The sequence below is a fragment of the Nocardia sp. NPDC004340 genome (assembly GCF_053602575.1).
Genome location: NZ_JBSGDW010000011.1, coordinates 43,567 through 58,892, shown reverse-complemented (window position 1 = coordinate 58,892; position 15,326 = coordinate 43,567). Strand labels below are relative to the sequence as shown.

General features: G+C 65.6%; 8 protein-coding genes. 6 read left to right on the top strand and 2 right to left on the bottom strand.

Going from position 1 to position 15,326, the window contains the following annotated elements; all coding sequences use genetic code 11:
- The first annotated feature begins 30 nt into the window (after window positions 1-30).
- Window positions 31-5,355 carry an AAA domain-containing protein gene (locus ACWEOI_RS30950; RefSeq protein WP_452361863.1) on the top strand — a complete coding sequence of 1,775 codons (5,325 nt, stop codon included), beginning with the start codon at window positions 31-33 and terminating at the stop codon, window positions 5,353-5,355.
- Between the two features lie 4 nt (window positions 5,356-5,359).
- Here the strand turns inward: ACWEOI_RS30950 and ACWEOI_RS30945 are convergent, their stop codons facing one another.
- Complete coding sequence (locus tag ACWEOI_RS30945; RefSeq protein WP_452361862.1) at window positions 5,360-7,858, bottom strand: DEAD/DEAH box helicase family protein; 2,499 nt, start codon at window positions 7,856-7,858, stop codon at window positions 5,360-5,362.
- Between the two features lie 217 nt (window positions 7,859-8,075).
- Between ACWEOI_RS30945 and ACWEOI_RS30940 the strand changes: the two genes are divergently transcribed.
- The 3 genes from ACWEOI_RS30940 (at window position 8,076) to ACWEOI_RS30930 (ending at window position 10,890) form a co-directional block, all read left to right on the top strand.
- Window positions 8,076-9,701 carry a DUF262 domain-containing protein gene (locus tag ACWEOI_RS30940; RefSeq protein WP_452361861.1) on the top strand — a complete coding sequence of 542 codons (1,626 nt, stop codon included), beginning with the start codon at window positions 8,076-8,078 and terminating at the stop codon, window positions 9,699-9,701.
- 181 nt (window positions 9,702-9,882) lie between these two features.
- On the top strand, window positions 9,883-10,206 hold the full coding sequence (locus ACWEOI_RS30935; protein WP_433666906.1) for a hypothetical protein: 324 nt from the start codon (window positions 9,883-9,885) through the stop codon (window positions 10,204-10,206).
- A 303-nt stretch (window positions 10,207-10,509) separates the two neighbouring features.
- Window positions 10,510-10,890 (top strand): hypothetical protein, encoded by a 381-nt coding sequence (locus ACWEOI_RS30930; RefSeq protein WP_433591114.1) that lies wholly within the window; start codon window positions 10,510-10,512, stop codon window positions 10,888-10,890.
- A 122-nt stretch (window positions 10,891-11,012) separates the two neighbouring features.
- On the opposite strand, the gene ACWEOI_RS30925 is transcribed toward ACWEOI_RS30930, so the two are convergent.
- Window positions 11,013-11,606 carry a YbhB/YbcL family Raf kinase inhibitor-like protein gene (locus tag ACWEOI_RS30925; protein WP_452361860.1) on the bottom strand — a complete coding sequence of 198 codons (594 nt, stop codon included), beginning with the start codon at window positions 11,604-11,606 and terminating at the stop codon, window positions 11,013-11,015.
- Between the two features lie 208 nt (window positions 11,607-11,814).
- Here ACWEOI_RS30925 and ACWEOI_RS30920 point away from each other — a divergent pair, with 208 nt between their 5' ends.
- Both ACWEOI_RS30920 and ACWEOI_RS30915 read left to right on the top strand, forming a co-directional pair.
- The gene (locus ACWEOI_RS30920; RefSeq protein WP_452361859.1) at window positions 11,815-12,951 is read left to right on the top strand and encodes a CapA family protein; all 1,137 of its coding nucleotides are present in this window, start codon (window positions 11,815-11,817) and stop codon (window positions 12,949-12,951) included.
- A gap of 804 nt (window positions 12,952-13,755) precedes the next feature.
- The gene (locus ACWEOI_RS30915) at window positions 13,756-15,291 is read left to right on the top strand and encodes an alpha/beta fold hydrolase (protein WP_452361858.1); all 1,536 of its coding nucleotides are present in this window, start codon (window positions 13,756-13,758) and stop codon (window positions 15,289-15,291) included.
- Window positions 15,292-15,326 lie beyond the last annotated feature (35 nt).

Here is a 15,326-nt window from a genome sequence, read left to right as displayed (position 1 = left end):
GGAACAACACTGGAGGAGAGGGTGCCGACTATGGGTGGCGATCGGACGCCGGTCATGAACGATCTCGCCGATCGCGGTGCGCGTCTGTTCGAGTTTCTGGCGAAGGCACAGACGCTCCGCACGTCCCGGATCCAGGACATCGCCACCTATCAGCGTGACGGTGAAGTCCTGTGGGTCGCCGACCTGCCGGAACACCCGGCTGTCACCTATCAGGAGGCGGAGCCGGGGAAGCCGTTCCTCATGGTCCAGAAGGTGACCATCGGATCCGCGCCGGAGCCCGATATCGAACTGCGCCGGTGGCTCGAAACCGGCTGGGACAAACCCGAAACGGAACCGGCGCTGCGCACGACCCGGGCGGGTCAGAGCGGGGAGACACTTCGGCTCGACGATCACCCCCAGATCCGGACCGCCTTCGCGGACTGGCTGCCGGACTGGCGTGAATGGGCTGAGCGAGCGCGGCCCAAGCTGCCCGTGCGGCGTCTCTACCAGACCATGTACGAGATGTACACGCGGTACGACGGCGCGACCGAGACCCTCGAAGCTGTACTCGCCCTGGGCTTTCTGGCCTGGCGGCACGGGGATGTCGGCACCGTGCGCCGGCACGTGCTGACTATGCAGGTGGTGCTGGGCTTCGACTCCGACTACGGCGCGATCTCGGTATCCATCGATCCGGGGGTCACCGGGTACACCGCCGAATTGCAGGAAATTCTCGAGCCGTCCCAGATGTCGGCGGCCGGTGACCTGCAGCGCGCCGAGAACGAAGCGCGCGACGGTCACATCGACCCGTTCGACCGGGAGAATGTCGGCGCGCTGGTGCGCATGTTCATCAACTGCATCAACCCGGATGCGGTGTACGCCGACGATATTCGGCCCGGTACCGCGGTAGCTCACCCCACGGCGACCTATGCGCCGGCCGTGATCCTGCGCAAGCGCGGAAATCGCGGCATGGTGACCGCGTTGCGGACCATCGCGCGGACCATTCGCGCCACCGGTGAACTGCCCTCGGGCATCCATAACCTGGTCGATCCGGACTTCGAGCCGGGGCCGGCGCCGACCGCGGGTGACGGTGCGATCGTCCGCGACGGCGCGGACCTGTTTCTGCCCCTGCAGCTCAACGATATTCAGTTGCGGATCCTCGAGCACGTGGACAAGCACGCGCACACCCTGGTGCAGGGACCGCCGGGAACCGGCAAGACGCACACCGCCGCCGCCTTGATCACCCATCTGCTCGCGCAGGGCAAGCGGGTGCTGATCACCGCCCACACCGATCGCGCCCTGCACGAGGTGCGTGCCAAGCTACCGGAGGAGATCAAACCGCTCAGTGTCGCGGTGGTCGGCGATTCGCGTCAGGAACTCGAGGACCTCAAGGCCTCGGTCAATCAGATTTCCCACGCCGCCGCCGAACATGATCCCGCCGCGGGACGCGCCGCGGTCGCCGCGACCGACCGGGCCATCGCCGAGCTGCGCGAGCGGCGGGCATCGATCCAGCAGAAACTGCTGAGCCTGCGCGAGCGTGATGTCACCACGCACTCCGTCGGGGGCTACACCGGGACGATCGCCAACATCGCGCTGCACTGGCGCGCCCAGCGGCCGCGGTTCGACTGGATCACCGAGCTGGTGGACACCGAAGCGGAGCCGGTGAGCCCGGTCGCCGGAGCCCCGCTCGCCGAGTGGCGAAACCTGTTGCTGGACAACCGCCTCGCCGATCCGGAAGTCGCGGCGCCCGAACTTGTCGCGGCCACCGCGCTGCCGCCCGTGGAGCTGTTCGGCCAGTGGTGCACGGCTGAACAGCAAGCGGCGCAGCATCGACATCGCTATACGCAGTTCGACGGTGACCCGGCGGCCGCGCGCATCTCCCAGTTTTCCCCGCCCGAGCGTCATGAGGTGCACGCACTGCTCGGCGAGATCAGCGACCGGGTGCGGAACCTGCGGCATCGGCCGGAGCCGTGGGCGGCCACGGCACTGATGGATATCCACGGTGGACGGCTCTTCGAATGGCATGGCCGCGCCGTCGCCGTCGCCGATCTGCTCGGGCACGCGGACTCGGTGATCGCCGCGCTCGGTTACACGACCGTGCACGTGTCGGTCGACGACCCGGCGTCGTTGCTGGACCTGGCCGAGAATCTGAAGTCGCACATCGAGATCCACGGTGAGTTGAAGGTACATCCCGACGGGCGGCCCAAGATCGGATTCACCACCGCCCGAGTGGTCAAGCTCGCCGATCCGCTGTTCGACAGCGTCCGGATCGACGGACGCATTCCGACCACAATCGAACAGCTCACCCATTTCCTGAATGCGCAGCGCGGCGAACGGCTGGCCGACCAGCTCGATATGGCTTGGCCCGCAGCGGTTTCGGGTCCCGGACTCGTGCGCGATCGGGTGGCACGGCACCGCGCGGCCCACACGCTGCTGACTCAGCTGCTCGAATACGCGAGCCGGCTCGACTATGCCGCGACCCGCCTGACCGAACTGGGTCTGCCCGTACCGGACTGGGGCGATCCGATCGGCATACACAGCGCGCGTGAGGCATTCGATGCCGTCGAGGCACGGGAAGCGCTCGAGCGGACGACCGTGCCGCTCGCCGAGCTGGCTCGGCGGCTGGCCGCACTGCGGGACGACCTGCGTGCCACCGACAACCTGCACCGCCTCACCGAAGCCACGCTCGAACGGGACGCGCCCGCTTACCAGCTGGCACACGAGCGTCTGGCCGAGTTGAGCCACTTGCGCCGCAGTCTCGCCCGGCGCCACGAGATCGACTCCGACCTGTCCGATCTGCCGGCGTTGCGCACCGCCATCGCCGCCGATCCTGCCGATCCCGTATGGGACGAGCGGCTCGAGCGCTTCGACGAAGCCTGGAGCTGGGCTGTGGTGGGGCAGTGGCTGGCCGCCAACAACCGCGGCGGAGTCAACGAACTGTGCCGGGGCCTCGACGACATCGAAGCCGAACTGCGCTGCCACGCCGCGGCCCGGGCGGCCACCACGGCGTGGGATCTGGCGGTCGGGCGACTCACCAACCGCGCCCGCGCCGACCTGCAGCATTACGCCCAGTTGGTGAAGAGCCTGGGCCGCGGCACCGGCCAGTACGCCGACCGCAAGCGCTCTGAGATCCAGGAGGCTCTCGGCAACTGCCGTTCCTCGGTTCCGGTATGGATCATGCCGATCTACCGCGTCGTCGAACAGTTCTCAGTCACCGCGGACATGTTCGACGTCGTCGTGGTCGACGAGGCCTCGCAGGCCGGTGTCGAAGCGGTGTTCCTGCAGTACCTCGCGCCGCGGATCGTGGTGATCGGCGACGACAAGCAGGTGTCGCCGTCGGCGGTCGGTGTCGACGAATCCGAACTCGAGCGGCTGGCCGGACAATATCTCCACGATGACCGTTACCTGTCGTCGTGGCGGAATCCCAAGCGCAGCCTGTTCGACGACGCGATCATGCGGTATCCGAAGCGGCTCACGCTGGTTGAGCATCGGCGCTGCGTGCCAGAGATCATCGAGTTCTCGAACAAGATCGCCTACGAGCCGCAGGGTGTGCGGCTGGTGCCCGTGCGCCGCTACGGCAGCGACCGGCTCGACCCCGTGCGGACCGTGTACGTGCCGGACGGCCACGAGGTGTCCAGGGGCGTCAATCCGGCCGAGGCCGACCTGATCGTCGACCGGATCGAGCAGTGCCTCGCCGATTCCCGGTACGACGGCAAGTCGTTCGGTGTCATCTCGCTGCTCGGTTCCGCGCAGGCCAAGCACATCGCGCAGAAGCTGGTGACGCGCGTCGGACCTGAGGAGATGCAGCGGCGAGATCTGCACTGCGGCGACGCGGCCGACTTCCAGGGTGCGGAACGCGATGTGATCTTCCTGTCGCTGGTCGCCGCGCCGGGTCCGGACCGGCGGCTGCCCGCACAGACCCAAGACGGCGCCGTGCAGCGCTACAACGTCGCGGTATCACGAGCCCGCGACCAGCTGTGGCTGTTCCACTCGATGACGCTCGACCATCTGTCCAACAGCGCCGATATGAGATTGCAGCTGCTCGAGTACTGCCTCGGAGTCGAGAAGTCCTCCGGTGTCGATGCCGAACCGCCACAACGGTTTCCCGGCGACTATCCGGTCGAGCCCTTCGAATCGCTCTTCGAACAGCAGGTCTACAACGGCATCGTCGACCGCGGCTACCAGATCAGCCCGCACCACACCGAAACCGGCTACGACATCGATGTGGTGGTGTCCGGTGGCGGCGGGCAGCTGGCCGTGCAGTGCGATAGCGACCATTGGCACGGTCCTGACCATTACCGTGACGACCTCGCCCGGCAACGGGACCTGGAGCGCTGCGGCTGGCCGTTCCATCGAATCCGGCTGGCGGACTTCATCGTCGATCCCGAAGCCTGTCTGGACGAGCTGGTCGCGCTGCTCGAACGCCACGGGATCTACCCGATCGCCGAGGAAGAGCAGCGCCGGCTGGCCAAGCTGCTCGCCGACTCCGGACCGGTCAGGGTCGACCCGACCGATCACGAATTGCGGGAACGTGTTTCGCGGGTTGTCTGGGAATCGATGGCATCGGCGGACGATATTGCCGACTCACGCCTCTGTGTGTGCATAGGCGATTCCGATCATCCTGATCGAGCGGCCCGCGATGACGCGGAAGCGGTGTCTTCCGACCGTGAGTCATCGGCCGAGGATGGTGCTTTCGAGGAACCATCGGACGTGCCCGACGAGGTTCCCGCCACCCCGTCATCGGGTGCTACGTCCGAAGCGGCGAAGGACGATGCCGACGGCCTCATGGATGATGATGCCGAGCAGACCGTCGATGCCACAGCATCCGTGGCCAACACTCCGGCGGAATCCACCCTGCGGCGAGAAATCGAGTCGTACGCCGCCTTCACCGATCAGCTGGAGAGCCCGACGAGCGCCACCCACTCGACCATCGTCGGTGACTTCGTCCGGATCGTGGAGGTCGAGGGCCCGGTGACGGCCGCGCGGCTGCGCGCCGCCTACGTGACCGCGGCTCGGACCAGGGAACGCGATCATGTCCGCCAGAAGCTGGACATCGCGCTGCGTGCTGCGGTCGCCACCGGAAAACTGCTGGTGGACAACGTCCTCGATATCGACGACGCGGCACTGTTGACCTACCGCCTTCCCGGTCAGCCCGCGAGCCGATGGCGTGGACTGGGCCCGCGCAAGGTCGAGCAGATTCCGCCGCTCGAGCTGGCGGAGCTGATGGCCTACCAGTCCGAGCAACTCGGCATCGCAGACCGCGCGACCTTGTTCCGCGCGGTTCTGAACTCGGTCGGACAAACCCGGCTTACCGACAACGCGATCGCCGCGCTCGCAATGGTAGTGCCGCTGTCGCGCAGCATCGGCAACGGGAACTGATCAGCTACAAGAGATCTGCCAGTTCGCAGCCGCGCATGACGGCTGCGAAGCGCAGCATTTCGGTACGGCTCGGCCCCACCTCGCTCACGGCCCGATTGACCTCGAGGAACGAGTCGATCGGGTCGGCGGGCGACGCCGCCCAGTCGACGATGGCTCGCATGGTTCGCTGCCACGTCTCGGCATCGCCGTCCCAGGGGCGCGACAGGTAGTACAAGGTGTCTGCCTGCCACTCCACGAACTCGTCGAAAGCCATCAGTGAGGAGTCGGCGGCCGAGCGCGTCCACAGGCCGGAAGCATCTGCCACGCCGAGCATTTCCTCAACCTGCCTGCGATAGGTCGTCGCGGTGCGGGCTCTGTCGGACCGTGCCGGTGGCACCGGCTCACCGTAGGGGCGGCGCGTGCCGCCCGGCCGCTGCGAACCAGCGGCATGATCGCCGGGATTGTCCGAGCCTGCTGTCGGTGCATCATTTTCCGGACCGGTAGTGGGATAAGCCCGGTCTCCGGGTGCGGCGACGACAGGGGTTGGCTCAGTCGACGAATCAGGCTCCGCAGGACTGAAATCGGCCGGACCGCTGTCAGCTGTGGCTGGGGCAGGAGGCGTATTCAATCCCCGTGACGAGGAACCGGAGGCCTGTTCATCCGGCTCGGCGGGGAGCCGTCGCGTCGGCATCCGCGCAACTACCTCGAGTGGGGTGGGCATGTCCGTCGTGTCGCCGCTCGCCTGCGACGCCGACGCATCGAGTGTGGCCGGCACAGGCTCGCGAGGGGGTGTGCGGAACTCGGCTGGGGTTGGGGCAGTGAGCGGGCGAGGTTCTTGTGGGGGCGGCCTACGGAATTCGTGGGACGCGGGAGATTCGGGCGCGGTCGGGGTGTTCGGCTCGGTCAGCCAAGCGCGCAGGATCGCCGGGAGCCCGGCGGCGTCGGTGGTGATTCGTTCCTCGGCGATGGATTCCAGGTCTTCCAGAAATGCCTCGTGGGCACCCAGTGCTGGGTCCTCCGGGGTGCCGTACACGTACGCCACCACGAAAAGCGCGGCGCTGCCGTTGGACTTGGGCCGGACCACGCGGCCCATGCGCTGGATCATCTGCCGACGGGTGCGGCTGGCGGCCAGCACCATACCGAGTTGGGCGTCGGGGATGTCGATGCCCTCGTCGAGGACCCGGGGTGCGGACAGGGCGCGCAGGTCGCCGCGCCGGAAGTCGCCGATGATCTGCTCGCGCTCGGTTGGCCGCAGGGCGGAACCGACGCATCCGCAGGACAGACCCAGCTGGTCCAAGGTGGACTGGATCTGACCGGCCGTGGAGGTCCGTTCGGCGAAGAAGATCGATTGGGTGGCACGGAGTTCCGGGATCGGCAAGGTACGAATCAAGTCGAGCTTGCCCTGACAGTCGGCCAGTACTTCGCGGCGTTCGGCGAAGTACTTCAGGAATCGCTGGGCCTGCCGCGCTGCCTCACCCGTCTCCTGCTTCGCCAATCGCTGTGCGAAGGACATGAATTCGCCGAAGGAGTCCTCCGGCGCGCCGTAACCGTCGACCAGCACCGATTTTGCTTTGCGCGCGGCTTCGTCGGCGCGATCGTATTTGGCGCGCTCGCGAGCGGTGAAGTGCACACCGGTCAGTGCCAGCCGCACCGGTGCGAGGATTCCGTCCGCGCGGGCACGGGTGTAATCGCAGCCGGGGACCAGGCCACCGAAGTAGGGCAGCAGGATCTCCTCGACCGCATTGTCATTGCGCTCCAGCGTGGCGGTGAGACCCAGCCGCCATTCGTACTCGCCGGCCAGCGCTTTCGCGTAACTGCCGGCGCCGTAGCGGTGCACCTCATCGGCAACCAGCAAGGTGCCGGGTGGAATCGCCAACTGTGTTCCCGAAACGGTTTGCACCGTTGCCACCAGGACATCCCAGTGTGCCGGTGGCCGAGCTGCACCTTTGCCACCGACCCGGTCGATCCGAGTTCCGGGCAATGCTGCGCTCAGTCGCTCCCACCATTGTGTCTGCAGGTCGATGCCGGGGACCAGGATGACGGCCTGCCGCCCGTCGTCGATCGCCTCGGCGACCGCCCGGGTCCCGACTGCCGTTTTGCCGGAGCCGGTGACAGCTTCGACAATGCCTCGCCGGTCGCGGGTAGTCCAAGCGGCCAATGCCTCGGATTGCCAGGCGCGCAAGGGCGGGCCCGTATAACTCGTGGATGGTGTCGGTGTCCTCGGGGAGTCCGTGGGTTCCGGTTGCGGAGTCGGTGGTCGGGCCCATGTCTCTACCAGCGCCTCGGCCGCTTCCCGAACCGCCCAGATAGAGGGGTTCTCGGTACCCAGGATCTCGAACACCTGCGGCTCGCTGTACAACAGCGAGGTCACCACCTTCGGGGTGGCCTCGGGCAGATCGAGCCGGGCGCTGATCAGCTGTGCGGACTGGAACGGAGTACGCAGCAGCGCAACCGCGATCCGGCGCGTGAGGGCTGCCCGCGGGGTGTTCTCGTCAGCATGCCGCAACACGACTCCCGCGACCATGTTCACTCCTTTCCAGCGGAGGACAACTCCACAAATCCTAGCGTTCGCCGGACCGACCGATACGATGACCGATTTGGCGGAATGTGGCCTCACCTCGGGTTTCCCGCGGGTAGGGACCATCGAATCGGTCCCCGCGCGAGGGTGTCTCGGTAGGGTGATCGGCGGACAGCTCGAACCGTAAGGAAGACCGGTGTTTTCGCCAGATCAGTTGGTTGTCGTGGTGCCTCGTCAAGACATCGAGAGTGGGGACCTGAGGCCCGCAATCGAAGCCCTCAACTCGTGCTTCATCTCGCCGGACGCCGCGCGCGGCGCGCTCGGCGCGGTGGAGTTGGTGATCGAGGGCTACGAACACATCCCGACCGAACTGTTCGAGATGGAGCCGGTTCGGCACTACGTCCGACGGCTGGACAACGAATTTCCCTACTGGCTGTACTTCCTGGGCTTGCACGGTGGATCCCTGCGGCTGATCTTCGGGTGCTTTCTGCCACCGTTTCTCGGCGAGGAGGAGAGACGCCAGCAGTTCGCGCACCGGCTGCGAACGATGATGGAGAACCGGTGGTTGCCGGCCATGAACGATGTCGCGAGCTTCGCCGGTCTCTCGGCGGCAGAGCTCGCGGACCGCACCGACACCATCGTGGCCTACTTCCAATCCGGTGCTCCCTCAGCGGGCGTCACCGACACTGCCCAGACTCCCGCTGAACCGGTGGTCGAGGAGGTCTTCTACGGACAGCCGACCGGCGTCGAGATCGAGCAGAACGAGGACCGTTTCGACCAGCGGCCGCTCGCGCCGTGGGATCCCGAACAGATCCGAATCTCCACGCGCACCTTCTCGCTGCGCAACGTACTCGACATGATCGACGACGGTGATCTGGAGCTGGCCCCCGACTTTCAGCGGAATCGGGTGTGGAAGGGGCGCCAGAAGTCGAGACTCATCGAGAGCCTGTTGTTGCAGATTCCCCTGCCCGCCTTCTATTTCGCCGAGGACCGCGGTGGCATGTTCCGCGTGGTCGACGGTCTGCAGCGCCTGTCCACCGTGCATGATTTCGTACAGGGACGGTTCGCGCTCGACGAGCTCGAATACCTCGATGCCGAGCACGGCAAGACCTTCGCCGACTTCGAGACCGTGCTCCGCCGTCGGCTGCAGAACGCGCAGATCGTCGTCCACGTCATCGAGCCCTCCACACCCAACCGCGTCAAGTACGACATCTTCAAGCGCATCAACACCGGTGGCGAACCGTTGAACGCCATGGAGATTCGGCATTGTATGAGTAGCGTCCGCAGTCGAGACCTGCTCAAACGGTGCGCCGCCTCCGCTGCCTTCCATGAGGCGACCGCCGGCGTGCTGCGCGATCACGTGCGTATGAACGACCGCGAAGCGGTCCTGCGATTCCTGGCTTTTTACCGGCTGCCGAACCTCCAGGAGTACGACTCCTACGGCTCACTCGAGAACCTCCTCGACGCGACGACCGAACTCCTCGACGACCCGCGCCAAGTACCCGACGCCCAGCTCGAATCCTGGTTCGCGGCCTTCGAACGCGGCATGCAGAACGCGCGAATCATCTTTGGCGACTATGCCTTCCGTCGCTGGCCCGCGGGTTCCGATCGGCGCTCTCCGATCAACCGCGCGCTGCTGGAAAGCTGGGGCGTCGTCCTCGCCGCCTACCGCCCGGATCAACTCGAACCCGCCCGAGCCCGGATCGTCGCCGAGGCCCGCGCGGCAATGGCGAAGAAGAACGATTACATCGCCGCGATTAGCGCCTCCACCGCAGACCCCAAACGCGTCCGAATTCGTTTCGAGGTCCCCCGCCGGATAGTCGAGGGCGCGATCGCGGCGGGTCGTTGAGTCTGCGCCCGGCGGACCAGCTTCGCACGTCGCGTGTGCTCGAGCCCCCACCTAGCTCATGCTGCGAATGAAACGCATTCCGGCAGAGATGAATCCGTCGCTCAGAACGCCAGCTTCCTGCGTGGTGGGCAGCTGCGTGAAATTGGTTGCGGTACTCCGACTTCTGACAGGATCACCAGCTGTGTCCAACACGACTATCACGATCAACGGCGGTTCGGTCCAGCTCACGGACGACCAGGTCTTCCTCGCTACCCGCGGGCAGACGCCGGACAAGATTCAGACCTACGCGGTGCTGGTCAATGGAACTCTTTGGCCGCCGATCCAGCTGATCACCCTCGCCACCGGCACCCCCGGCTCCGGCGGCTCGGTCAACAACTACAACTCGCACGCGGCGCTGAAAGCGCTCAGCGAGTTGGGCTTCGACACCTTCGAACGGGTTGAGTTCAAGGGCAACGGCCGGGTCGAGGTTCGGGAGAGTCGCAAGCGGGCGGCCGCCAACGAGTAGCGGTGAGACCGAACGTCACGGCTTCAGCGCCCTCGACAGCCCGCTGATTGCAGCTCGGCACGGGGCTGCATTCCGTCGAGTGGGGTGAGGTGGCGTTGCAGCTCGATGAACATCTCGATTGGATCGGATTTCACGAAAACCTGACGGGGTCGACGGGTTCGCCATCAGATCAGCCGGAATCCTCCTCGCTCTAGCTAGCGGGCAGACGCCCGACAAGATTGCGAAGCGATAACGGGGCCGATCATCCCTTCTCTCGGCCATTTGGGTCTTGCTGCTGAGACCTTCGAAGGTGATCGTGGATTGATGGCAAAAGTTTCGATTCTGACCGCACCGGAACGACGACGGCTGGCCCAGAACACGCTGGACTCGCTGACGGACCGGGCGGGGCATACGTTGACGCAGGTGCGGTGCGGTTGTGGTCATCGTGTGGCGGCGGTGTTCGATACACCGGCCGGCGCGGTGTATCAGTCGGCGACCGGGCCGCGCGCGCATGGGTCGCGTGATTTCGTCGATGCCGCGCACAGCGCTAACGGGCATGGCACCCGGTATACGGATCTGCTTGCCGGTGATGGCTTTGTCGATGACGCGTTGCCCGCTGCCTGCGAGTGTGGGCCGCACACACTGTCGCGGTTCCGGCTCCAGGAAGCTGTCGCGAACCATGAGCATAAGATTCAGCTGCCCTGATCGGCCATCACAACGCCTGGTCGTCCAGCAAAACGGCTGCCGTCCACAGCGCTCCTCCCCGCGGCCCTCCGGTCCGAGCTCGGAACCGGCAGTCGCTTCGGTATGACATGCGCTTGTGCCACTCAGTTCGAGCTCAGGGCGGAGTTGAGTGTGTAGGTGCCGACGAGGTCGGCCTGCCCCAGGACGTGGCCGGTCATCGCTTGGCGTAGCTGTTTCCCGGTCACCGCCTGTCGCAGCGGCAGCCGTTCGACATCCAGGGCACAGACGGTGAACACGTAGTGATGGAGGCGCTGGTCGTTCCAGGGCGGGCAGGGGCCGTCATAGCCGTAATGATCGTTTCCCGCACTGCTGAAGTCGTTGAGGCCGTACCGCGCGTTATGGGGTGCGGTCGGATTGTGTGTGGTCTGGAGGCTGCCTGCGGCGATCTGCCGCATGTCGGCTGGGATATCGAACAACGCCAAATGGTAGAAGTCGTTGCGCGGCAATTCCTCCGGCACCGTTCGCCCCTCGACGTTCACGTCCGAGCCGGTGCTGGGCACGTCGGGGTCGCAGCACACGACCGCGAAGGATTGTGTTCCCGCGGGCACCTCATCCCACGCCAGATGCGGGTTGCGATTGGCGCCCGCCCGGACATGGTGCACGGCATCCGGTACGCCGTAGGCGAACGTGCCCGGAATGCGCGCATTATCGTCGAATGAATCACTTCGGACCTTCACAACGATGCCTTCCGCTCATGCGGCCCGATAAGCCGCCGCTATTCAGGCGAATAGATTCGTGCGATACATAGATTCTGCGCTTTCGCCCTGTCCCTGCCCAGAAGCGAAGGTCATCAGAGCGGTATCCCCGCCGCTACAATGGCCATTACATCCGTCGTCACGGACAGGTAGACAGCTCTTGGGCAGGCCGTGTTCTGGGGGCGAATCGATGACGCAGACGAGTAGTCCATCGCAACAGAGTCCGGTCACCGTGCTGCTTGGCGGTGATGTGATGCTCGGTCGTGGCGTCGATCAGATCCTGCCGCATCCGGGTGATCCGCTCTTGCACGAATCGTGGGTCGAGGACGCCCGTCGCTACGTCGAGTTGGCCGAGAAGGCGAACGGGCCGATACCGTACCCGGTCGACTTCGACTGGCCGTGGGGCGACGTCGGGCCGATGCTCGACCAACTGGCGCCCGACGTCCGGCTGATAAACCTCGAAACCTCGATCACCAGCGACGGCGTATTCGCGCCCGCCAAGGGCATCCATTATCGGATGAACCCCGCCAATATCGCGACGCTGAAAGCGTTTCGGCCCGACACGTGCGCGTTGGCCAACAATCACATCCTCGACTTCGGAAACCGTGGTCTGCTCGACACGCTCGACGCGCTCGACGCGGCGGGCATCCGCGCGGCCGGGGCGGGAGCGAGCATCGACGCGGCATGCCGCCCGCAGGTAGTGGAGCCGGCCGGGCGGCGGGTGGTTATCGTCTCGGTCGCCAGCACCAGCAGCGGCGTCCCGCGGGCGTGGGCCGCGCGGCACGATCGGCCGGGAGTGTGGCTGTTCGGTGATCCGGCGGGCCGTGATGTCGCCGACCATGTCGCGGCGCAAGCGGTCGCGTACAAGCGTCCCGGCGATATTCTGATCGTGTCCGTGCATTGGGGCCCGAACTGGGGCTACGGGATCGGGCGGAGCGAAATCCAGTTCGCCCACCGGCTCATCGACGCCGGCGTCGACATCGTGCATGGGCATTCATCCCACCATCCTCGCCCTGTCGAGATCTACCATGGCCAACCGATCTTCTATGGCTGTGGTGATGTCATCGACGACTACGAAGGCATCTCCGGATATGGGTCCTACCGTCCCGAACTGCGGCTGCTCTTCCTGGTTTCGGTCGAGCCCGGCGGGCAGCCGACCGGAATTCGGATGTTGCCCATGCGGATTCGCCGCATGCGGCTCGAACCTGCATCCCGGGCCGATGCCGATTGGCTGGTCAAAACGCTCACTCGCATCAGCCGCCGGTTCCACACCCATATCTACCGCGGAGCTGATGACCTGCTCGAGATCCGCCTGGCCACCAAATAGCCACCCGCTATTGCCGTGGCGATCGGGTGATCAAGATTGGCACCGTGTACCGCGCCAAGGGGTTCGACTTCCGTGCAGTCTTGCATCCCTTCTTCGCGAAGGCTCTTCCCACGGAACTGCTCACTGACGCGGCTCGTGACCGTGCCGAGTTTTATGATCAACCAGCGATTCGTCGCCATCACCAGGGCACGCGAGTACGTCTGGTTGGGGACTGTCGAGAGATGAGGTGGTAGCGGATCCACGCGGCTCTGCTATCGGGCTGTGGCGGCTGCTTCAGGCACGTGGGATTTGAAGAGCTGATGATTGTATTGTCAAGGCATACAACTTAATTCAGCTATCCGATTTCTACGGTCGGGGCGCGGCCGCAAGGCTGCGCCGAATTTCGCTATCGGTGATCGATGGTGCGGCGGCCGACAGCGATCCGATCGAGGGTTCGGTCCGCCTTCGAACCTTGGCGGCGGCGCGAGGTCCAGACGCGCTCTTCGGTCCGGTGCGGTGGCCAGTCCATACGGTCTCCTTGGCAAAAGTCGACCTACTCTGCAATTACCATACTTTATTTGTATAAAAGTTTGCCAACGTCTTCGATTACTGCACTTTTGTTCCAAAAGTGCAGCAGCTGGCGTCGGATCCCGTCACAAGCATGAGTGACTATCGGGTCGACCTCCCCGGCTGGCAGCTGGGGACCGCACCCGGGTTGTCGACGAGCTTGTTGCCGCGCCGCCCGGCATCCCCGGTCTGCGCACCCTGACCAGCTACGATCCTGGCTCAATCGAGCATTGTTGACCCCGGACAGGAATGTATTCGATGAGCGCACCGCGAAGTTCGCTCGCCGCTGCGGTATTCGCCGCGGTGTTCGCCGGGTCGATCCACGTCGGGTCGGCGCCTCTTGTGCAGGCCGCACCCACGTGCGATCGGGTCCCGACGCTGGTCGAGGCATCCGACTACACACTGGATTTCACGATGCCGCCGCACCTGATGCCGGATGCGATGTTCGACGGCCGTCCTGCCACGATCCGAGTGCATCGCGTGACGCCGGCCTACGCGCACGGCAGGTGCCCCGGGGTGCAGACTACGGCGATGGTGCTCGTGCACGGTCGCTCGATCCCCGGGTCGTCCACCTTCGACCTGCGTCATCCGACCTCGCAAGACCCCGGTGGTGGGGCGTTCAGCCTTCAGGAAGCCCTCGCTCGGTCCGGGATCGACACCTTCGCGCCCGACCTGCTCGGCTACGGCAAATCGACCCGATTCCCCGATGGCCTCGACGATCCTGCCAACGCCAGTCTTCCGGCATACGGTGCCGACAACAGCTGTGCGACACCGGAAGTCGGGTGCGACCGGACCCGGAATGCGGCCATCTTCCCGCTCAACCAGCAGGCCCACTACCTCGGCGACGGCAAGAATCCGCCGATCGATGGGCTCGGCGTGAATCCGCTGCACGGCGAAATGCGCAAGCACACCAGCGGCCACTACTTCGCCACCACCGACGTCTGGGCGCGCGACATCCTGCAGGTAATCGACGACGCCATCGCCAAGGCTCGGCCGCGGGCGGACAAAGTCGCCGTGCTGGGCTACTCGCTCGGTGGGGCGCGCGTGGCCCGTGCGTTGTACCGGCTCGGGGAACACGTCAACCGCAAGGTCAGTCGAATCCTGTTGCTGGCATCGGTTTTCAACCGCCTGCCCGGTGTGCCCGGCGACGTCAACCTCCCCACCGAGGAAGCCGACCTGCCCGAGTTGGAGCGGTCCACGTCTTTCCCGCTCGCGATCGGTCGCACGGGCGGCTGGGACGGCGTGCCGCCGGATCGTGAATCCGTCTGCACCGGCCGCGTGCCGGTCGGCGGACCACAGGATCTGCAACGGCAGGTGCTCGACCTCGATCCGCTCGGCAAGTCCTGGGGCGGTAGCGATCCCGCCCATCCGAGCGGGGTGTACCGGCTGCCGACGTTCACCAACTACGGCTGGAATCCCACCGTCGCGGCCACCTTCACGGTGCCGACGCTGATCCTGCAAGGCTCGGACGACCTGACCAACCCACCGGCCAACGCCGACAACATCTTCGACTCGCTCACCGGCGTCGCGAACAAAGTGATGGTGAAGATCGAATGCGGCGGACATTTCATGCACAGCGAGGGTTGTGCCGACGCCCGCTGCGACGACCACAATGATGCGACCATCCCGTATGGGCAAACCGCGCAGACTTGGCTCGGCCCTCACAGCACCGTCGCGGCAGCACTGACCGAATGGGTCGAACACGGCACCTTCGATGGCAAGGAATGCGGCCGATTCGCCGTCAACGCAAGCGGAATCGCTGCCCAAGGGACCACGACAGGCTGTCCGGCGTGACGGCTTCGCGCTAGCGGTTGCCCAGGGGACAACTC